Consider the following 20,828-nt stretch of genomic DNA (forward strand, 5'->3'; position numbering starts at 1 on the left):
TGATTAATTGAACTGAAACGTTCAATATATCAATCTAAATAAAACATGAAAATGAAACTAATATGACATTTGCATGAAAATAAATTCTTTTGATGCGATGCGGGCCTGAATCGGCTAAAATTGCGCGGTATTTTTATTTATGGGTGAATCTCGTCTATGTACTCGCCAGTTGAGTCCGAACAAGGATTTAATTTTAAACCTGAACTGCCAACAAGCTCAGCCTACTATCGTTTGTTGAAGAAGCTGCGTCGCCAGGTCGGACATGCCATTCGTGACTTCAAAATGATTGAAGAAGGCGATAAGGTCATGGTGTGTATTTCAGGTGGTAAAGACAGTTACACCCTGTTAGATATCATGTTGCAGTTCAAGCGTATCGCACCGATCAACTTTGATGTCGTGGCGGTGAATCTGGATCAGAAACAGCCAGGCTTCCCGGAAGATGTATTACCACGTTATTTAGAAGAAAATAACATTCCGTATTACATTCTGGAAAAAGACACCTACAGCATCACCAAAAAGTTGACCCCGGAAGGTAAGACTTATTGCGCCGTCTGTTCGCGTCTACGCCGTGGCTCTTTGTATGGCTTTGCCCAGGAAATTGGTGCGACCAAGGTTGCGCTGGGGCATCACCGTGATGATATTCTGGCGACCTTCTTCCTGAACCTGTTCCATGGCGGCAGCTTGAAGGCCATGCCACCAAAACTGCTGTCTTCTGACAAAAAGAACATTCTGATTCGTCCACTGGCTTATGTGGAAGAAAAAGACATCATCAAATATGCAGAAATGCGTCAATTTCCAATTATTCCATGTAATTTATGTGGCTCTCAGGCGAACCTGCAGCGCGCAATTATCAATGACATGTTACGTGATTGGGATAAGGCACATCCAAAACGTCTGCACAGTATTTTTGGTGCATTGCAAAATGTCTCGCCATCACAGCTGGTCGATCGTGAATTGTTTGACTTTGAAGTGCTGGACAGCCAGCGCGAATTTGACTTCAAAGACAGCTGTTCGACTGAAGAAGCGCTGGAAGGCGAGAAACGCCGGATTAATATGGTCAATCTGGGCTTTGCCGCAGAATAATTTCAGCACACAGATATCAGCCTTCGGGTTGATGTCTGTATGAAAAACAAATAAAAATAGAACTACAAAAATTGAACGACGCGTACAAAATTCGTTAGCCTTTGCGCTAATGATCATGATATAACAAAGCACGAGCATAATAGCTTCAACATGATGTCGTCTGGATAGTCGACACAAATGAACAAATAATTTGAGGAAAGATCATGCCTGCTTTTTTAACTGATGATTGGTTTTCAACTGTAGAAACACTTACTGCGCAAGCTGGTGATTTAAACTTGCCACCAGCTTTGGCGAACCTGGCGATTAATTTGGTTGTAGCGGACACTACAGGTAATACTGAACTATCTTTAGATGGTGGAGCAATTAAAAAAGGTTTGTCTTCAAATGCCAAAACGACTTTGAATATGGACGGCGAAACGTTACGTAAAGTTTTTCTGGAGTTTGATATGGCCGCAGCCATGCAGGCATTTATGACCGGTAAAATCAAAGTACAGGGTGATATGTCTCAATTGATGGCACTTCAAACTGCCAAACCGAGTCAGGAACAAAAAGATCTATTCAAGAAAGTACTTGAAAATACGACAGCTTAATTTTGCTGAACATCAGCTGAAATGAGCACAAAAAAAGCTTACCCTTGAGGTAAGCTTTTTTTATCGCCGGATAGAATAAAATCCAGCTCATCAGACCTTAGATATTCACCAATTGTGGTGTGGTCTTGATGTGTTCCAAATAAGCACGAATACGGGTTACATATTGTACTGCCTGACGATAGCGGCCGTTATTGGCTTTATTCTGATCCAGATAGGCATAGAGGTTGACCCAGTTATTTGGATTCTTGCCTTGTGACTGAATGCGTTTTTGTAACTGATTCACTGCACCTGGGCCCATATTATAAGCGACCAGTGCAAACCAGTTGCGATCCGGATAAGGAATATGCTCATAGCGGCTCAGCATTTGATCATAATACTTGGCACCACCCTGAATGCTTTGGGCTGGATCGGTACGATTGCTCACGCCCATTGCTTTAGCAGTGCTATTGGTCAGCATCATCAAACCGCGGACACCTGTCGGAGAGACCGAGTTCGGTTTCAGATAAGATTCCTGATAACCAATGGCAGCTAATAAATGCCAATCTAGATCATATTGCTGCGCTGTCTGTTTAAAGCTTGCTTTATAGATCGGTAACCGGTTGCTCAAATCACGTTGAATGGCTGTCCAAGATTCCTCTTTCACCACATTCTGATTATAAAATGAAGCAAGCTGCTTGATGGCACCACTTTGTTTGCCTTTACAGATAAAAGCACTGGCAGTCTGGCTCAAGGGATCTGTGGCAGATTTAAATACCAGATTTAAATTGGTATTCAAGCCATTACTCACCAAAATAGACTGATCACCACAGGTGGCGGAGAATGAAGTCAGGCGCTTATTTTCAATTTCACCTAAATCGGTGGTGGTCATGGCCAGATTGGCTTTGCCCTGAGCAACCCATTGCAGTGCAGTGGCATTATTCGGGACAATTTTAAAATCCAGTTTCACATTCAGACTGTTGGCATAGTTGCGCACCAGGTCATAACCGAAGCCATGCAGATGTTGCCCATCCTGAAATACGGTGGTCGGATTTTCGACTGCAACCACGGTCAGCTTATTGCTATTGACCACATGATCAAACTGAAGTGTGGTTTTACTTGCATTGATACTGTGAAAGGGAATAAATGCAGTGCTCAGTACAAGTGCTTTCAAAGGGAGAGAAGAAATTACAGATCGTAGGCAAAGCCTCGACCCAGTGGATGAACTACTGTGCATGTTGTCTCCGCTACAAGTAATTTATGCCCTAAAAATCACAGCCAACATAGCCAGAAATTTTAACAGTTTGATAAATTCAATAAGGGTTGGGCAGTCATGACGTCATTCAAAATGACAAGAGATTTACGCATCATTATGTAGAAAAACTACATAGATTAAAAAGTAAGCATTTCCGGAAGTAGGTGGCATATTAATGATCTAAAAAACGATTGTCAAATTTTGTACACAAATTATTATTAAAAATAATTTTAAGATATTGAAATGTAATGTGAATTTTTTTTGAATTTTTTCATTGTTTTGAAATGGTAAATAAAATAAGCTGTTTGTAAGTTAATACACTGAAAATTTGATCAGCACGACGTATGAAATCCAACTTAATCACCCGTGGTGGACACGATAAATTGGTGGCAGAACTTAAGAATCTCTGGCATGAAGAGCGGCCGGAAATCACCAGAAAAGTGAACTGGGCAGCGAGTCTCGGCGACCGTTCGGAAAATGCCGATTACCAATATAACAAGCAAATTTTGCGTAAGATTGACCGCCGGGTCAGATACCTAGGCAAGCGTCTTGAAGAGCTAAAAATCATCGATTTTTCTCCAGAGCAGGAAGGCAAGGTCTATTTTGGAGCTTGGGTCGAGATTGAAAATGAAGAAGGCGAGCAGAAAAATTTACGTATTGTTGGAGTCGATGAAATTTATGATCATCATCCGCAGCATATCTCGATCAGTTCGCCCATGGCACGTGCGTTGTTGGGCAAGCAGGTAGATGATGAGGCTGAAGTGCTGACACCTTCTGGAAAGAAACGCTGGTTCATCAATTCAATTCGTTATGAAAAACCAGAAAATTCAGCAAATTAATGGAATTGATTTTATTTTGTGCAATTGATGCAGTGAAAGCATGAAAATATTTGCCAAGCGTGATTTTTGTTTATATCATGTCGGCCATGGAAGCGTGGCAGAGCGGTTTAATGCACCGGTCTTGAAAACCGACGAGGGTGTGAGTCCTCCGTGAGTTCGAATCTCACCGCTTCCGCCAAATTCTAAAAACCCAGTCAATTGACTGGGTTTTTTTATGCCTTTATTTTTATATTCATTATCAAGCTAATTCTGATTCATGTCGTTGCTTTATCTTGAATTAAATACCTCTTGGCATCGTTTAAGTATTAACTTCTTTAAATAAAAATACATTTCAGCTTTTGTTTCGACTGATTTTTAACTGAATGAACAGCTTTTGCTAAAAGTTTTGCTAAATTTTATTGCCAAAAATCCGATTTATTTATATGATGGCGGCCAAGGAAGCGTGGCAGAGCGGTTTAATGCACCGGTCTTGAAAACCGACGAGGGTGTGAGTCCTCCGTGAGTTCGAATCTCACCGCTTCCGCCAAATTCTAAAAACCCCAGTCGAAAGATTGGGGTTTTTCTTTTTAGGCAGCAATGATTCAATACTTTATTCATCAATAACCAGCTCATAGCTTAAAACTTGAAAAATGGACGCATGTGCCAAATATAGAGTCAGAGACATCAACGCGCTATCATATGCCCAAGCATCATATGGATCTCATTATGAAAATTGTCGCAGATGAAAATCTGGCATTTACCGATTATTTCTTTTCTGAATTTGCAGACATTCGTCATTGTCCAGGCCGTAGCTTAATGGCACAGGATGTTCAGGATGCAGATGCATTATTGGTACGCTCAGTGACTCAGGTCAATGAAGCACTGCTACAGAATAGTTCGATCAAGTTTGTAGGCAGTGCCACTATTGGTACAGATCATCTGGATATTGCTGCATTGGAACAGCATGGGATTCAGTGGAGCAATGCAGCCGGCTGTAATGCACAAGCTGTGGCTGAATATGTCATTACCGCATTACTGCATGTACGTCCTGAGTTAGTAGATGCCAATGCAACATTTAGCCTGGGTATAGTCGGTTTGGGTAATGTTGGAACCCGTCTGGCTTATATGGCAAAACTTTTGGGCTGGCGCGTGATTGGCTATGATCCTTTGGTTCAAAGAACGCAGGTTGATCAAGTTGAATTTAATGAATTGTTGCAGCAAGCAGATGCGATTTCGATTCATGTCCCTTTAACTCAAACGGGTCTTTATCCAACTTACCATTTATTCAATACGGCTACATTGGCGCAAATGCAGCCTGATGCAATTCTGATTAATTCTGCACGTGGGCCAGTGATTGAAGAGGCCGCCCTGATCCAGGATCTTAAAGCGACACAACGAACTGTGATTTTAGATGTTTTTGAACACGAACCGGTTATTTCAGCAGAGCTTCTGGATCTGCTGACGCTGGTGACGCCGCATATTGCCGGTTATAGCCTGGAAGGCAAGGCGCGTGGTACTCAAATGATCTATGACGCTTTTTGTCAAACTTTTGCTTTTGCAGCACATAAACAGTTCGAAACCCAGCTTCCGGTCTGCAAGCAGTTTTTCCAAAATCAGGATTTAAAAATGGTGCTAAAGCAATATTTAACGCAAATTTATGATATTGCCCGTGATGATCAAAATCTGCGTGCTTGTGTCAAGGATGGCAAAGTGGATCAGCAGGCTTTTGATCATTTAAGAAAAACCTATCCGCTGCGTCGTGAATGGGCTGCACATGGTGGGCCAAAAGCATGAATAGCACTTATCAGCCGACGTGTGACCTGAATGCCATGCGTGCACGTGCCACCTTATATGCACAAATCCGTCAATTTTTTGCTGAGCGGGATGTATTAGAAGTCGAAACACCAATTTTATCTCAAGCCGGTGTGACCGATGTGCATTTGGCTTCAGTACAGGCGCAGCGTCATGTACTGGCTAAAGCACATACGCATTATTTACAGACCTCACCTGAATTTGCCATGAAGCGTTTATTGGCCAGTGGCAGCGGGCCTATTTACCAGATTTGTAAAGTCTTCCGTGATGATGAGCATGGGCGTAAGCACAATAGCGAATTTACCATGCTGGAATGGTATCGTCCGGGCTTTAGCTTAAAAGATTTGATGTTCGAAGTAGCCGATCTGCTTAATGTGACGCTTAAAGCACGTTTTGCTGAAATCCGTCCAACCATTTTGAGCTATAAACATGCCTTTATGGATCGTCTGGATATTAATCCATTGCAAGCGACCTTGCAGGAACTGAAAGACTGCTGTCGCCGTGTCGGTCTAAATCTGGATTTGGGTGAGGATCGGCTCGGCTATATCGACCTGTTATTTTCACATATGGTGGAGCCAAGTCTCGGTTTTGATACCGCAGTATTCCTGACCGATTTTCCGCCTGAAATGGCCTCTCTGGCGAAAACCCGAATCGATGAAGATGGGGAACTGGTCGCTGCACGTTTTGAGTTGTATATCGAAGGTTTAGAATTGGCTAATGCCTATGATGAGCTGATTGATGCCGAAGTTTTGCGCTCACGCTTTGAGGCGGATAATGCAGAGCGGGCCAGACTTGGGCTGCATGTTATGCCTATTGATGAGTATTTACTGGCGGCTTTACCGAATATGCCGGAATGTTCAGGGATTGCTTTGGGAATTGACCGCTTGCTCATGATCGCGACCAATCAGATGAAACTGGAGCAAGTGATTAGTTTCCCGGCGGATATTTCCTGATCGGGATTTGATTTTCCTTAAGCTCTTTAGAGGGCTGGGTCTCTGCACTAAATGATTGAAGCAATAAAAAAGCACCCTCGGGTGCTTTGTCTTTATTCAATAGATACAGTTTGTTGGGCTTTAAGTTCACCCAGTGCCTGAATACGCCGTTCAATCAGCATTTCGCCAATATCCGGGCCTTGAATATCGGCAGGCAGGTCTTGTGCTTTAATGGCACGTACTATCTGCATGGCATCAAGTACATATTGTGCTTGTGGATAGGCACGATCTTCCAGTCCTAAACGGCCACGTGAATCACATTCACAGGCCTGTACAAAAGCTTCGACACGCTCGGGACGACGTAAAACGTCCAGACGCTGCAATAATCGCCATAAAGTACCGGGTTTGAGATTAAATGCCTGATGACATTTCAGATGCTCTTTACATACTGCCAACGCCAGTTGCTTGGTATAGGTCGGTACTTTTAAGCGATCACACAGATCATTGACCGGCTTGATGCCACGTTCTTCATGCATGATATGCCGCGGTAATTCTTCAACCGGGGTTAATGCTTTGCCCAAATCATGCACTAAAACGGCGAAACGTACATCCAGGCTATAGTTTTGACGACACGCCTGCTGCAAGGACATCATGGTGTGAATGCCGCAGTCAATTTCCGGATGATATTCAGGGCGTTGCGGAATACCATATAAGGCATCTATCTCAGGAAATAAGACTTTTAAAGCGCCACATTGACGCAATACTTCAAAATACACATCAGCATGACGTTCTGTTAAGGCACGTGAAGTTTCTTTCCAGACCCGCTCCGGTGTTAATGCATTCAATTCACCGGATTCCGTCAAGCGCTGCATGAGTGCTAAAGTTTCATCCGCAATCACAAAACCTGCACTGGTATAGCGGGCCGCAAAACGGGCAATTCGCAGCACCCGTAATGGATCTTCGACAAAAGCATCGGAAACATGACGCAGCACCCGGTTATTCAAATCTTGCTGACCGCCATAAGGATCATAAATCTGACCGGCATCATCCATCGCCATGGCATTAATGGTCAGGTCACGACGGATCAAATCCTGTTCCAGGGTCACACTGATATCGGTATGAAAGTCAAAACCATGATAACCGGTGCCGGATTTACGTTCGGTACGGGCCAGTGCATATTCTTCTTTTGTTTTGGGGTGTAGGAAAACAGGAAAATCTTTGCCTACGGGCTGATAGCCTAAGTCAAGCATTTGCGCCGGAGTTGCACCAACGACCACATAATCTTTTTCGTGATAGGGGTGTCCGAGCAAATGATCCCGAACTGCACCGCCTACTAAATAAACTTGCATGAAAAAACCTCTATTCTTACAAGCATCATGCTACAGAATAGAGGTTTTCTCAAGTTAAGAAACGAGGCGGATGCGTCGTTATCTTGTCATTGGATTAAAGTGCGTCTTGTTCCGCTTGCTGGATTTCTGCAACGGTAAGTGCAGTCATGTTCACCACGCGACGCGTAGTCGCAGTCGGAGTCAAGATATGTACCGGCTTCGCAGCACCCAACAGAATTGGGCCAATCGTCACGTTGTTGCCTGAAGTTGCTTTCAACAAGTTAAACGAAATGTTGGCAGCATCCAGATTCGGCATGATCAGTAAGTTTGCAGAACCTTTAAAACGTGAGTTCGGGAAGGCAAACTGGCGAATATTTTCATCCAGTGCAGCATCACCATGCATTTCACCTTCAACTTCAAGTTCAGGCGCAATTTCAGACAAGATGTCATACACTTGGCGCATTTTTTTCGCGCTAGCATCATCTTGATCAGAACCAAAGCTTGAATGAGATAGAAGAGCAATACGTGGTGTCATACCGAAACGACGCACTTCTTCAGCAGCCAAAATGGTCATTTCAGCAAGCTGTTCAGCGGTTGGGTTACGGTTGATATACGTATCGGCAATGAATAAGTTGCGATCTTCAAGCATTAATGCATTGAGTGTGAAGAAGTTATTACGACCTTCTTTCAAACCAATAATATTACGTACGAAATCTAAATGAATATCGTAGCTTGAATAAGTACCACACAGCATACCGTCAGCCAAACCATGTTTCACTAACATGGCAGCAATTAACGTTGAACGACGACGTGTTTCACGTTGTGCATACTCAGGTGTAACCCCTTTACGTTGCATGATGCTGTAGTAATCATCTGCGAATAATTCGTAATTTGGATTTTTTTCTTGATCGACGATAGTGACATTGACACCATCTTCAAGACGTAAACCTAATTTCTTGATATTCGCTTCAATGATCGCAGGACGACCCACAAGGATGGGTTGTGCTAAGCCTTCATCGACTGCAATTTGTACACCACGAAGTATGCGTAAATCTTCACCTTCTGCATAAGCAATACGCTTAGGATTTGATTTTGCCTGTTCAAAGATCGGTTTCATCACGAATGCCGAGTTATAGACAAACTCAGACAAACGTTGACGATAATGCGAGAAATCTTTAATTGGACGTGTTGCTACACCCGAATCCATGGCTGCTTGTGCCACTGCAGGTGCGATTTCAAGAATCAGGCGCTGATCCAGTGGACCCGGAATCAGGTATTCACGGCCAAATGATGCCGATTTCTCACCATAAGTTGCAGCATCCGCTTCGACGTGTGCCATACGCGCAATTGCATGTACACAGGCAATTTTCATTTCTTCGTTAATCGTGGTTGCACCAACGTCTAATGCCCCACGGAAGATGTATGGGAAGCAAAGTGCGTTATTGACCTGGTTTGGATAGTCAGAACGGCCAGTGGCCATGATCACATCATTACGAACTTCGTGTGCATGTTCAGGCAGAATTTCTGGATCCGGATTCGCCAGTGCGAAAATGATCGGATCTTTGGCCATCACCTTAACCATTTCTTTGGTCAGGATGCCGGCAGCAGAAAGACCAAGGAACATGTCTGCACCCGCGATCACATCACCAAGCTGAGTGGCTTCGATGTCCTGTACATAAGCTTTCTTCGACTCATCCAGACCTTCACGGTGCGTCGTCAGCAGACCACGTGAATCGGCAACGATGATGTTCTCTTTTTTCGCGCCAAGGGCACAAAGCAGATTTAAACAAGATAGGGCTGCAGCACCCGCGCCTGAAGCGACAATCTTGATGTCTTCAATTTTTTTGCCGTTGATTTGCAGCGCGTTAAGTAAAGCAGAACCCACAATAATCGAAGTACCGTGCTGATCATCATGGAACACTGGAATGTTCATGCGTTCACGCAGTTTTTGCTCGATGTAGAAGCATTCTGGCGCCTTGATATCTTCAAGGTTGATCCCGCCGAAAGTCGGTTCTAATGATGCGATAATATCAACAATTTTGTCCGGGTCGTTTTCAGCAATTTCAATATCAAACACATCTACGCCAGCGAATTTTTTGAATAATACGCCTTTACCTTCCATGACGGGTTTAGAAGCCAGAGGACCAATATTACCCAAGCCCAGCACCGCAGTACCGTTGGTCACTACAGCGACCAGATTACCGCGTGCGGTATACAATGCAGCAGTTGAAGGATCGCGTTCAATCTCAAGACATGGTGCAGCTACGCCAGGCGAGTAAGCAAGGGCTAAGTCACGTTGGTTGACCAATTGTTTGCTTGGTGTAACGCTGATTTTCCCCGGGGTAGGAAACTCGTGATAGTAAAGGGCCTGTTGCTTTAAAGATTGTTCGTCCATCAGTCTCTCGATCGTTGTAAAGATTACCCGGTCAGCGGGTAAAAAATTTATTTATGTCCCCGAATATACCATTTGTTCGCCAGTTCGCACAGCCAAAGACGGCCGTTTTTCCAACAATCTTATTGGGGGAGGGTATAAACTTAGACTTGATAAGTATAAGAATCGTTGGTCATATTTTGTGTCAAATACGCAGTGGCTTCCTGTTCGGGCAGCGGTTTGGAGAAAAGGTATCCTTGAGCGATATCACAGTCTAAATCACGCAGATATTCTAACTGTTCAATGGTTTCGATCCCTTCTGCCACCACGGTCATCCCCATGGCTTTACCCATCGCCACCATGGCACTGACTATGGCTTCCTGCTTGTTCTCTCCAATCTTGGAAACGAAACTACGGTCGATTTTTAAGGTATCAATCGGGAAATCAGCAAGATAGGACAGAGATGAGTAGCCTGTCCCAAAATCATCTAGGGCAATATGAATCTGTCGCTGTTTGATTTCGTTCAGCAGGTTTTTGACGGTTTCTGAATTTTCAATTAAAGACGATTCGGTAATTTCCAGTTCCAGACTGGTACCTGAAATCTGGTTATCGTCAATGGCCTGATCCAGATCGTCAAGTAATTGGCCGCGCCGCAATTGTTGCGCCACGATGTTGACTGATACACAAATATGATTAAAACCGAGATCATTCCATTGACGAATCTGTTTGGCAGTTTGCTGTATCACCAGACGGCCAATGTCTGAAATCAGGCTGGTCTGTTCGGCTAAAGGAATAAACAGGCCGGGTGGAATAATGCCTTTTTCTGGATGATTCCAGCGAATCAATGCTTCAAAGCCATAAATGCTCTGATCGCTGAAATTGATTTTTGGCTGATAATAGACAATCAGTTCATTGTTCTGAATGGCTTTACGCAGATCCCGTTCCAGGAAAATTCCCTGTTCCTGTAAACCCTCATTCTGACTGGAATAAAAATGAATGGTATTGCCGCCCAGATTTTTGGCTTCATTCAGCGCCTGTTCGGCGCAGTTATTTAAATAATCGAGTTGTCGGCCATGATCCGGATAAAATGCCACTCCCATAGAAAGAGTAATTACATAATCCTGACCATAAATATTAAATGGTGCGCTAAAAGCCTGGGCAATGCGTTCACAGTGATGCTGCACGGAAGGGCGAATGTGCGAAATCTCGTAGATAATTGCAAAATCATCCCCATTCAGATGTGCTACAAACAGGGCTTCTGCATTGGTCATACGCAGGCGCTGCGCCACCTGACGTAAAAGTTCATCACCGCCATTATTGGACAGATATTCATTTAACGGGCGGAAGCGATCGATGTTCAGCCGGATCACTGCCATCTGCTGAATGGAATCTTTTTGCGAGACCAGATATTGATGCAGCTGATAGTTATAATAGAAACGATTCGGCAAATCGGTCAGGGTGTCATAATTTTCCAGATATGACAGGCGCTGTTCCTGTAATTTACGTTCGGTCAGATCTGAGACAATTCCGACATAATGGGTAATCCGGCCCTCATCATCAGTGACGGCATTGATATGCAGCCATAAAGTGGACTGTTTGCCGGACAGAAACTTTGCCTGCACTTCCCCATCGTAGGAGCCAATCTTTTGCAGCTGTTTGATAATGCTGGCATGGCTGCTGCGTTGTTCGGCCTTATTTTGCGCGGCAATATCGAATAAAAACTTACCGATGATCTGCTCTCGATCATAGCCGCTCAGGTATTCATAGTGAGGATTGACATCAATATAATACAGTTCAGGATTGAGAATAAAAATCCCTTCCGCGGCCTGTTCCAGTACACTGGCGACCAGTTTCAAGCGTTCCTGAGAAATGCGTTCCTGCTGAATATCCCGACGAATGCCCACCATACGTAACGGCTTATTATTTTTGGGATCACGTTGAATCACACGGCCAATATCATGCACCCAGCTCCAGCTGCCATCACTGAGCTGGATCCGGTAGGTGACATCATAACGTTCAATCCGGCCACGTAGATGCTGCTTCATGTTGCTTTTAAAATAGTCCAGGTCATCCGGATGAATCAGATACTCTAATTGCAGATGATGGTCTTTAGAATCACGCAGGATTTTTTCATCTTTATGATTGGTCAGGGTAATTGTACGATCCTGGATATTCCAGTCCCATGGCCGAATGCCGGCAATTTCATGGGCAAGTTGCAGATTTTGTTGCTGATTTTTTAAATGATGATTAATCTGTTCAATATCGTAGGTACGTTCCCGAACTTTCTGTTCCAGCAGTTGATTGTTGAGCTGTAACTGTAATTCGATATCCTTGGATTTATTGACTTCAGTTTGCAGTTGCTGACACAGTTCATCGCTCCAGAGTACTTGCTGTTCGGCATTTTTAACCAGCAGACTGTTTTCTGCATACAAGCGCGATGTCCGGCGATGAATACGATAACTACTATTGGCACACAGCAGAATGACAATCACCGCAAAATTTAAGGCCAGACCGAAGAAGGGATTGGAAAGGCTGACATGATAAATTTGCGACAATAAAAAAGGGAATAAAGAGGGTAAAAATACCAGGCAGAAATAACTGAGTTTTTGGGTCAGATAAGTCAAGCCAAATGCCTGAGTCACAATCAGGAGCAGAGCAGACAAGGTCAGTGCTTCAATATCTTCGAATGCAGGATTGGCCTGCGGCAAATAGTAATAAATTGTATAAATACCGACAGCAATACAGCTCCCGACAGCAAGACTCTGAATCTGTAACCAGCGATGTGCGCCTTTCAAATCATATTGTTCAGGCTTAAAATAAAGTGTGCTCACCAACCAGCACATACTGACCAGTAGCTCGGTCAGAATAAACCAGATATTAAAATAGGTATTGGAAGGACGATATTGAAGGTGATAAATACAAAAAATATAAAGGCAAATCACCATTATACTGATTAAAAAATAGCGACTATGGCGAAGTGTGTTCGCAATCTGAGCATGATGCAAATGCTGCTGGATATAGTCGTCTTGCTTATCAACCATGTGATTCAATGCCTGTATTCATCCTAAACGTTTTTCCCTATGTATTGTTCTTATAAAAAAACTCCAGGAAATGTGTAAAATTAACTCATCAATAGTTATTATTCTTTCATCGAGGTTAGAGGTCTTAGGAATAAAAATCAACAAAATTAAAGACAAATTTTTACTGGCCTGATGAACTAGAGATTATAGTTCAAAATTGAAAGGGCCACGACAGGGGCTGTTTCGGTACGTAGTACGCGTTCACCAATACACCAGTTTAGAAAACCTTTTGCATTTGCCGCTGTAATTTCTGCCTCACTGAGACCGCCTTCAGGGCCAATCAGCAGGGCAATATCCAGGGTCGCATCTGCCAGTACATCTGTTTCATCTTTATTGGGGGCCAAAACCAGTTTGGTCTTGGGTAGCTCGGTTTCCAACCATTTTTCAAGTGATATTGGTGCTAAAATTTTAGGCACAATATTCAGTCCACACTGTTCACATGCTGCAATCGCGATCCCCTGCCAGTGATCCAGTTTTTTCTGGTCACGATCATACTTCAAGCGCATTTCACAACGATCCGAAGTCAGCAGCTGAATTTCGGAAACGCCCAATTCCACAGCTTTTTGAATCGCATAATCCATGCGGTCGCCTTTGCTCATCACCTGACCGAGCAAGGCCTGGAACTTGGGTGTGCGATTGGCGGGATTAAATGCATTGACCGATACTGTGGCTGATTTTTTAGCAACCTCAGTTAAGGTCACTTCATATTCGCCACCCTGTCCATTGAACAGGGTCGCGGTTTCGCCCGCTTGAGCACGTAATACCTTTACCCAATGATGAAAAACGGTTTCCGTTAACTCAACCGTAGTATCAACATTTAAGTCTGCTTCAATAAAAAAACGTGGCATGGAGGGATTACTCTCAGATGGAACAAAACAAGACTGCATTGCTATTTACACCCTCTTTGTGTTTTTCCCAAGGGGAGAAAATGGGTGAGATCAATGCAGCCTAAAAACTTATGCTAGACCTAAGTCTTTTACAAGTTGGCGTGTAGGATCAGTGGTGTTCATGGTGTAGAAGTGCAAGCTTGGTGCGCCACCTGCAAGCAGACGCTCACAGAATTTAACCACAACTTCGTGGCCAAAGGCTTTGATGCTGGCAGTATCATCACCATAGGTTGCCAGTTGCTTGCGAATCCAGCGTGGAATCTCGGCACCGGTACCGTCCGCAAAGCGGATCAGGTTGCTGGCATTGGTGATTGGCATAATGCCCGGCGCCACAGGAATATCAACTCCGGCTTTCTGGATGCGATCTACAAAGTAGAAATAAGCATCTGGATTGAAAAAGAACTGGGTTAATGCTGCATTGGCACCAGCTTGTACTTTTTCAACAAAGTGCTGGATGTCTTGATCAAAGCTTTCTGCCTGAGGATGCATTTCCGGATAAGCTGCGACTTCAATCTTGAAATGATCGCCTGAATATTCACGGATAAAGCGAACCAGATCAGCGGCATAGGGTAATTCACCCAAACCAACCTGACCTGATGGCAAGTCACCGCGGAGGGCAACAATACGGTCAATGCCTTGTGATTTGTACAGATCAAGCAGTTCTGCAATACGCGCTTTGTCATCGCCGATACATGACAGGTGAGGGGCAACCGGTGCACCTTTGCCATTAAAATCGTTGATGGTAGACAGGGTGCGTTCACGAGTTGAACCACCTGCACCATAAGTTACAGAGAAAAATTCTGGATTGAGCAATTGTAGTTCTTGATGAACCACTTTGAGTTTTTCCGCACCCACATCAGTTTTGGTCGGGAAGAATTCAAATGAAATTGGAATTTGCTTAGACATGTTGAAATCCTTTTTATAAATACTTTTTAATTAGTTTTACCTCTCCTAAATCCTCTCCTGAAAGGAGAGGACTTACCCTCGATGACATACATTTGGTAATGAATGTTTCCTCTCCCTATGGGAGAGGGTTAGGGAGAGGGTGGAGTTTAATTAGTATTTATAAGCATCCGCTTTAAACGGACCTTCAACAGCAACGCCTAAGTAATCCGCTTGCTCTTGAGTCAATTGAGTCAGAACACCACCAAAACCTGCAACCATTGCAGCAGCGACTTCTTCGTCTAATTTCTTAGGAAGAAGCTCTACACGAATTTGTGCAGCTTTTTCAGATTCTGGAAGATCAGCAAATTTCTCAGCGAATAAATGCATTTGACCCAATACCTGGTTGGCAAATGAACCATCCATAATACGTGATGGGTGACCAGTCGCATTACCAAGGTTTACCAAACGACCTTCAGAAAGAAGGATCAGGTAATCATTTTCATTTTCTGAACGATACACTTGGTGTACTTGAGGTTTCACTTCAACCCACTTGTAGCCACGTAGGTAAGCTGTATCAATTTCAGTATCGAAGTGACCGATGTTACATACCACAGCGCCCGCTTTTAATGAATCAAGCATTGCCGAGTCACACACGTGGTAGTTACCCGTTGTAGTCACGATCAGGTCAGTGTTTTGAAGAAGATCAAGATTCACGTCTTCTTTCTTACCAGTTTGCACGCCATTTTTGTATGGAGAAACAACTTCGTAACCGTCCATGCATGCTTGCATCGCACAGATTGGATCAACTTCAGTTACGCGTACAATCATGCCTTCTTGACGAAGTGATTGCGCAGAACCTTTACCTACGTCACCGTAACCGATTACAAGTGCACGACGGCCAGATAAAAGCATATCTGTACCGCGTTTGATTGCATCATTTAGAGAGTGGCGGCAACCGTATTTGTTGTCGTTCTTAGACTTAGTAACAGAATCGTTTACGTTGATTGCAGGAACTTTTAAAGTGCTATCACGAAGCATTTCATACAGACGTTGAACACCTGTCGTTGTTTCTTCAGTGACACCGTGGATTTTAGCAATCACTTCTGGGTATTTTTCATGAACAAGTAGCGTTAAATCACCGCCATCGTCAAGAATCATGTTGGCATCCCAAGGTTTGCCATTGACATTGATCTGTTGTTCAAGACACCACATGTATTCTTCTTCAGTTTCGCCTTTCCAGGCAAACACAGGAATACCCGCAGCCGCGATTGCAGCAGCAGCATGATCTTGAGTAGAGAAGATGTTACATGAAGTCCAGCGAACTTCGGCGCCCAATTCAACCAGTGTTTCAATAAGAACAGCAGTTTGAATGGTCATGTGGATACAGCCGAGAATTTTCGCGCCTGCAAGTGGTTTAGCAGCAGCATAGCGTTTACGCAGACCCATAAGGGCTGGCATTTCAGCTTCTGCAAGTTTAATTTCTTTACGGCCGTAATCAGCAAGTGAAATATCAGCAACTTTGTAATCTGTAAATGAAGCAGTAACCGCGTTCATCAGGATCTCCTAGGAAAAAATAGATTGGATCGTTCTGTTCGCGGATGCCGTTGTTGATCAGAACGAATGTCTGACCGATGGTCGAGCCTAGCGATTTTACATTTAGTGCCTGTAAAACGTCGCAGCATCCCTCGACTAGCGCAGTATTGTACTTGGATTCTATGAATGAGCCAAGTTGAAAAAAGATAATATTAATTGTTTTCTAAGCTTTGAGCTTTTAGTTGATCAAAAGTATTCCAGCCTAAACCAGTTAATTCATACAGCCTACCATTGTTGCCAAGATCATTAATAAATCCTGATTTCTTTAGATCAGTGATAGCCGTTTTCCATTGAGAAATTTCTCTTTGGCTATTTAAATTCAAATGTAAATCGCCAGCATGCAGTTGGGTAGAATCAATATTTTGTAAAAATTGAATTTCACTTTCGCGTTCACCAGCACTTAGTAAAAGTTGCATCATTCTCTCGCTTAATTCATTTTTTTGTTTTAAGAGTTTAGGGTTTTTGAAATCAATGATTTTTAGATTATTTAAGATATTTTGAATGTATGTATTTTGCTGGATATGAAGAGATAAATGATCTTTAATTTTTTGCTTAAAAATAGATAAATCATTGTAAAATTCTAGTACGCCACTTGGCTTCCACTCCCTGATTTGAATTTGTAGTTTTTGATATTGTTCAGTAATTTGACTTGGGGGAATAGGTTTATCACAGATATAAATTGAAGTCAGTTTTTGAGAGTCGATATGTCTGGAAATTTCCTCTACAGTACCGCTGGCGTATTCCCCAGTGTCTGTACCTAATCGAGTCCAAAATATTCCAATCAGAATGTCGGCATCATTGAGAATACTTTTATTGATAATTTCTTGAGGCCTATTACCCATTTCAGGTGCTACATGAGTTTCCCATCTGATAGGATTTAACATTACATTAAATTGCTTAGAATGAATTGCATTCCATTCATAGATTGCATCACGAACAAGTCGTCTTTCTTCTGCGACATCGCTTGGTGAAGCGATCATTACGTTTAATACTGTTGCTTGGTAAGCCATATTGTTATCAGAATTTTATTAATATTAATGACTAATATATAGGTGCTTTTTCAATTGAGCCAGACTATTTTTATAATAAAAAGCCCATCATCTGACGGGCTTTTCTTACTTATTTAGTTTCAGCAGCATCTGCTTTTTGAGTCCAGAACTCAGCCTGTTCTTCATCGCCATCTACGCCTAAACCATTGGCATAAATAAATGCAAGATCGCGCATCGCTTGAACTTCGCCCCATTCCGCAGCCTGTTTAACTAAAGAGATTGATTTTTCTACATCTTCTTCAATCACATCACCGCGACGGTAAAAACCGGCCAGCTCTAAAGTCGCAGCAGGGTGCTTCTCGATATTGGCCTTACTTAGCCAGTAATAGGCTAACTCAAAGTGAGCTTTAGATTCTTCTGGATCTTCTTCAGCCAGTTCTTTGGCATAAACGGTATAACCTTCACCTAACCAGTACATCGCATCAACCAGTCCGCCGTTGGCAGCTTTCAATGCCCATTCTTCAGCCAGAATAATGTCATCATCATGCTCGCTTTGCATATACAGTTCAGCCAATTCAAATTGCGCTTCAGCATTGCCTGCTAAGGCAAGATTGGTCAGGGCAGCAGAGGGAGAAACACGCTGGGTCATATCAACATCTCAAAAATATTATGCGTAGACTAAAGGTTTAAATTAAAAAAGCCAATCCGAAGATCAGCTTTTCAAGTATGAGGGGGTAAATTAGAATTTTAGACCAAGCAAATGATTGCTGAAATCACGGCGATTACCACACAGATTGAGGCGATTACTTTAATTTTACTTTCCAGATAGCTCAGGCTTAAACCAACGACCAATGCTGCAAAAGTTAAACTGCCCAGCCAATAACTGATCATGTTACTGATTGTACCTGCGAACAGGCACAGGATGAGCGCAATCGTTAATATCACCCAGCCAAGAATGCTGGCCATTCTGGTTTTGGAAGCATCTAGCTCTTTAGCAAAGATCTGTTTCTGATGTTTGGACATCGACGCGGCAAGTGCAAATAAACCGAGAGAAGTCAAAGCCCAAATCAATAAGAAGAACATCATGCCTGATTCTCCTTGAGCATCACTTTGGATTTTTTAGGCGGCAAGCCTTTATGGTTTTTTACTTTCTTGAATGCAAACCAGAACAGGATTGCAAGCGCCCACATCGCCAGATCAAAAGAAGCAATCATCCACTGACCATGCATGATGCTGTTCCAGATTGCCTGACCGCCGGTCAGGAAGTTTACAATTGGGAGTAGGGCAAATGCTGCTGTTGCAAGCAGGAGCAGCTCTAGCCAGGCCTGACGATTGCTACGAATCATGGCATAAACTAAGGTCAGCAACCACGCGATAAAGAAGCTGCGAATTTCCCAGTTCAAACGCATGTCCATGTCTGCAGGAATAAAACGGTTGGCATAAAAGTAGGCAGCACAGGCAATCGGTAAACCGATAATTGCCGCGATATTAGTCACTTCCACAAGACGATAACCAAAAGATTTATAGCCTTGCTTTTGTTGTTGTGGTGCGCGTTTGACACACCACAGAATCAAACCAGTCGCAATCATGAATGTGCCGACCACACCAGACATGAACAATAACCAGCGTAGAGCCAAGTCCACGCCACGTGCTTCATGCAATGTGGTAAATACGTTATAAATACCGTTTGCAACTGAAGGTGTTTTCAGTGTGGTTTGATCCGGCTTTAATTCACCCGTCACGCCATTGAAAGCCAGACTCGGATAAACATTGCGATAGGCTACGCTGACCCCATTTAAGGCACGAAGTTCAATTTCAGCTTTGGCGGTATTTGGCTGGATGATGTTAATTGTAGCAACCGGATTGTTTTTCCATTGCTTTTCTGCTGCTGCAAGAATGGGCGCTAAGTCTGCCAATGGCGCAGGGCGTGCAGGTGGTGCATCACCACGCGAACGGCGAGCTTCACTCCGTGCAGACATATCACCACGTTCACTACGACTCTCTCCCTCGCCACGCAGTCGACGCTGGTCACTATCACCGGATTCAGCCTGAACGCTATTGTCCTGAATCAAGCTCTTACGTTGATCTTGCAGAAATGCGCCTCGATTTTCATAAATCTGGCTGACACCCCAAGGCATCAGGGTAAACAGCAGCAGTAACAAACCGCTAAAGGTAATCATGATATGGAACGGCAGGGCAAATACCGCCGTTGCATTATGGGCATCCAGCCAGGAGCGCTGACCTTTGCCAGGACGGAAAGTAAAGAAATCCTTAAAAATTTTCTTATGGGTAATGACACCGCTGATAATCGCCACCAGCATGAGCAAGGTTGCAATGCCGACAATCCAGCGCGCCCAGATTCGGGGCAGTCCGTACAGTTCAAAATGAAAACGGTATAAGAATGAACCACCGCGTGTTTCACGGGCTTGCAGCACTTCACCGGTTGCACTGTCAATGGTTAGGCGGGTACCGCCACGACGGGCACGCGGATCTTCACCGGCACCGCGAATATTCAGTATGGTGGTATTCTGGCGTGAGTTAGGCAGCTGAATCGCCCAGCTGCCGGCATCCGGATGATGCTGTTGCAGATAAGCCAATGCGACACGGGTCTGTTCGATTTGGGACTTTTGTGGGACTGACTGATGAAATTCCGGTTTCATCCAGATGCTGATTTCATTCTGGAAAAAACTTAAAGTTCCAGTTAAAAAAATCGCATATAAAAGCCAGCCTAAAATCAGACTGGCCCAGGTATGCAACCATGACATCGACTGGCGTGGCCCTTCCTGTTTTGCATCTACTCTCATCTTAATTTCCTAGGAATTTATATGCGATATAGAGCAAAACACTGGGAATTACGATTCCGAGCGTTGCCTTGACAGTTTTGTTGACCATAAATACCCAAATAAAGGCTGCGGTATTCAGGCTAAAACCAATCAGGGTGGCTGACATGGCAGCACTGCTTCCTGCATCCATAAATATCTGGGCAATCACGACGGCAGCCAGCGAGGCAAGCATATAACCGCCGACACCAGCCAGAAGAAAACGATATAAAATCATCCCACGATAAACCAGCAGATTTGCTTTAACTTTATTTTTGCTCGATGGACTCGGTGCAGTAACTGTTTCAGTCGCTATTGCATGCATATTCGGACTACTCATCATCGAAAATTCTATCTATTAAACTTGTTAAGCTATTTCGATGCGAATGATAACAATTATTGTTTATATT

17 protein-coding genes and 2 tRNA genes are annotated in these 20,828 nt (G+C 43.5%); 7 read left to right on the plus strand and 12 right to left on the minus strand.

The window, feature by feature from the left end:
- Positions 1-156: 156 nt before the first annotated feature.
- Positions 157-1,083 carry a tRNA 2-thiocytidine(32) synthetase TtcA gene (gene ttcA, locus FTV30_RS02845; RefSeq protein ID WP_005097691.1) on the plus strand — a complete coding sequence of 309 codons (927 nt, stop codon included), beginning with the start codon at positions 157-159 and terminating at the stop codon, positions 1,081-1,083.
- 203 nt (positions 1,084-1,286) lie between these two features.
- A complete protein-coding gene (locus FTV30_RS02850) occupies positions 1,287-1,673 on the plus strand; it encodes an SCP2 sterol-binding domain-containing protein (protein WP_004280536.1) in 387 nt (128 codons plus the stop codon).
- A gap of 97 nt (positions 1,674-1,770) precedes the next feature.
- On the opposite strand, the gene FTV30_RS02855 is transcribed toward FTV30_RS02850, so the two are convergent.
- Positions 1,771-2,886, minus strand: a complete 1,116-nt coding sequence (locus FTV30_RS02855) for a transglycosylase SLT domain-containing protein (protein ID WP_005097690.1) — start codon at positions 2,884-2,886, stop codon at positions 1,771-1,773.
- Between the two features lie 362 nt (positions 2,887-3,248).
- Between FTV30_RS02855 and greB the strand changes: the two genes are divergently transcribed.
- The 5 genes from greB (at position 3,249) to epmA (ending at position 6,487) form a co-directional block, all read left to right on the plus strand.
- Positions 3,249-3,743, plus strand: coding sequence for a transcription elongation factor GreB (gene greB, locus FTV30_RS02860; protein WP_005097688.1), 495 nt, complete (start codon positions 3,249-3,251; stop codon positions 3,741-3,743).
- Between the two features lie 88 nt (positions 3,744-3,831).
- Positions 3,832-3,921 (plus strand) — tRNA-Ser (locus FTV30_RS02865).
- A 258-nt stretch (positions 3,922-4,179) separates the two neighbouring features.
- Positions 4,180-4,269, plus strand: a tRNA-Ser gene (locus FTV30_RS02870).
- A gap of 179 nt (positions 4,270-4,448) precedes the next feature.
- Positions 4,449-5,516, plus strand: coding sequence for a 4-phosphoerythronate dehydrogenase (locus tag FTV30_RS02875; RefSeq protein WP_180000967.1), 1,068 nt, complete (start codon positions 4,449-4,451; stop codon positions 5,514-5,516).
- A complete protein-coding gene (gene epmA, locus FTV30_RS02880; RefSeq protein WP_005169915.1) occupies positions 5,513-6,487 on the plus strand; it encodes an EF-P lysine aminoacylase EpmA in 975 nt (324 codons plus the stop codon). The genes FTV30_RS02875 and epmA overlap by 4 nt, the downstream gene beginning before the upstream one ends.
- A 92-nt stretch (positions 6,488-6,579) precedes the next feature.
- Here epmA and FTV30_RS02885 read toward each other — a convergent pair whose 3' ends face one another.
- From FTV30_RS02885 to FTV30_RS02935, 11 genes are all read right to left on the minus strand, one after another.
- Positions 6,580-7,815 (minus strand): multifunctional CCA addition/repair protein, encoded by a 1,236-nt coding sequence (locus FTV30_RS02885; protein ID WP_074383390.1) that lies wholly within the window; start codon positions 7,813-7,815, stop codon positions 6,580-6,582.
- 94 nt (positions 7,816-7,909) lie between these two features.
- Complete coding sequence (locus FTV30_RS02890) at positions 7,910-10,189, minus strand: NADP-dependent malic enzyme (RefSeq protein ID WP_180000968.1); 2,280 nt, start codon at positions 10,187-10,189, stop codon at positions 7,910-7,912.
- A gap of 140 nt (positions 10,190-10,329) precedes the next feature.
- Complete coding sequence (locus tag FTV30_RS02895; protein WP_180000969.1) at positions 10,330-13,206, minus strand: bifunctional diguanylate cyclase/phosphodiesterase; 2,877 nt, start codon at positions 13,204-13,206, stop codon at positions 10,330-10,332.
- Positions 13,207-13,382: 176 nt separating this feature from the next.
- The gene (locus tag FTV30_RS02900; RefSeq protein WP_180000970.1) at positions 13,383-14,093 is read right to left on the minus strand and encodes a 16S rRNA (uracil(1498)-N(3))-methyltransferase; all 711 of its coding nucleotides are present in this window, start codon (positions 14,091-14,093) and stop codon (positions 13,383-13,385) included.
- A 108-nt stretch (positions 14,094-14,201) separates the two neighbouring features.
- On the minus strand, positions 14,202-15,038 hold the full coding sequence (gene metF / locus FTV30_RS02905) for a methylenetetrahydrofolate reductase [NAD(P)H] (RefSeq protein ID WP_180000971.1): 837 nt from the start codon (positions 15,036-15,038) through the stop codon (positions 14,202-14,204).
- A gap of 150 nt (positions 15,039-15,188) precedes the next feature.
- A complete protein-coding gene (gene ahcY / locus FTV30_RS02910) occupies positions 15,189-16,571 on the minus strand; it encodes an adenosylhomocysteinase (protein ID WP_180000972.1) in 1,383 nt (460 codons plus the stop codon).
- Between the two features lie 191 nt (positions 16,572-16,762).
- Positions 16,763-17,620: a DUF4062 domain-containing protein gene (locus FTV30_RS02915; protein ID WP_159138231.1), complete on the minus strand. Its 858-nt coding sequence runs from the start codon at positions 17,618-17,620 to the stop codon at positions 16,763-16,765.
- 109 nt (positions 17,621-17,729) lie between these two features.
- Positions 17,730-18,248 (minus strand): tetratricopeptide repeat protein, encoded by a 519-nt coding sequence (locus tag FTV30_RS02920; protein WP_180000973.1) that lies wholly within the window; start codon positions 18,246-18,248, stop codon positions 17,730-17,732.
- A 98-nt stretch (positions 18,249-18,346) separates the two neighbouring features.
- Positions 18,347-18,685, minus strand: coding sequence for a DUF3325 domain-containing protein (locus FTV30_RS02925; protein ID WP_100329080.1), 339 nt, complete (start codon positions 18,683-18,685; stop codon positions 18,347-18,349).
- The gene (locus FTV30_RS02930) at positions 18,682-20,403 is read right to left on the minus strand and encodes a PepSY domain-containing protein (protein WP_180000974.1); all 1,722 of its coding nucleotides are present in this window, start codon (positions 20,401-20,403) and stop codon (positions 18,682-18,684) included. Before FTV30_RS02930 ends, FTV30_RS02925 begins: the two co-directional genes overlap by 4 nt.
- Position 20,404: 1 nt before the next feature.
- Positions 20,405-20,761 (minus strand): hypothetical protein, encoded by a 357-nt coding sequence (locus tag FTV30_RS02935; RefSeq protein ID WP_180000975.1) that lies wholly within the window; start codon positions 20,759-20,761, stop codon positions 20,405-20,407.
- Positions 20,762-20,828 lie beyond the last annotated feature (67 nt).

It is taken from the genome of Acinetobacter sp. YH12255 (assembly GCF_013417355.1).
GTDB classification, from domain to species: domain Bacteria; phylum Pseudomonadota; class Gammaproteobacteria; order Pseudomonadales; family Moraxellaceae; genus Acinetobacter; species Acinetobacter pseudolwoffii.

Coding starts and splice junctions, on each gene's coding strand:
- ttcA (WP_005097691.1), top strand. CDS start 157: ATGTACTCGCCAGTTGAGTCCGAACAAGGATTTAATTTTAAACCTGAA.
- FTV30_RS02850 (WP_004280536.1), top strand. CDS start 1,287: ATGCCTGCTTTTTTAACTGATGATTGGTTTTCAACTGTAGAAACACTT.
- FTV30_RS02855 (WP_005097690.1), bottom strand. CDS start 2,886: ATGCACAGTAGTTCATCCACTGGGTCGAGGCTTTGCCTACGATCTGTA.
- greB (WP_005097688.1), top strand. CDS start 3,249: ATGAAATCCAACTTAATCACCCGTGGTGGACACGATAAATTGGTGGCA.
- FTV30_RS02875 (WP_180000967.1), top strand. CDS start 4,449: ATGAAAATTGTCGCAGATGAAAATCTGGCATTTACCGATTATTTCTTT.
- epmA (WP_005169915.1), top strand. CDS start 5,513: ATGAATAGCACTTATCAGCCGACGTGTGACCTGAATGCCATGCGTGCA.
- FTV30_RS02885 (WP_074383390.1), bottom strand. CDS start 7,815: ATGCAAGTTTATTTAGTAGGCGGTGCAGTTCGGGATCATTTGCTCGGA.
- FTV30_RS02890 (WP_180000968.1), bottom strand. CDS start 10,189: ATGGACGAACAATCTTTAAAGCAACAGGCCCTTTACTATCACGAGTTT.
- FTV30_RS02895 (WP_180000969.1), bottom strand. CDS start 13,206: ATGGTTGATAAGCAAGACGACTATATCCAGCAGCATTTGCATCATGCT.
- FTV30_RS02900 (WP_180000970.1), bottom strand. CDS start 14,093: ATGCCACGTTTTTTTATTGAAGCAGACTTAAATGTTGATACTACGGTT.
- metF (WP_180000971.1), bottom strand. CDS start 15,038: ATGTCTAAGCAAATTCCAATTTCATTTGAATTCTTCCCGACCAAAACT.
- ahcY (WP_180000972.1), bottom strand. CDS start 16,571: ATGAACGCGGTTACTGCTTCATTTACAGATTACAAAGTTGCTGATATT.
- FTV30_RS02915 (WP_159138231.1), bottom strand. CDS start 17,620: ATGGCTTACCAAGCAACAGTATTAAACGTAATGATCGCTTCACCAAGC.
- FTV30_RS02920 (WP_180000973.1), bottom strand. CDS start 18,248: ATGACCCAGCGTGTTTCTCCCTCTGCTGCCCTGACCAATCTTGCCTTA.
- FTV30_RS02925 (WP_100329080.1), bottom strand. CDS start 18,685: ATGATGTTCTTCTTATTGATTTGGGCTTTGACTTCTCTCGGTTTATTT.
- FTV30_RS02930 (WP_180000974.1), bottom strand. CDS start 20,403: ATGAGAGTAGATGCAAAACAGGAAGGGCCACGCCAGTCGATGTCATGG.
- FTV30_RS02935 (WP_180000975.1), bottom strand. CDS start 20,761: ATGATGAGTAGTCCGAATATGCATGCAATAGCGACTGAAACAGTTACT.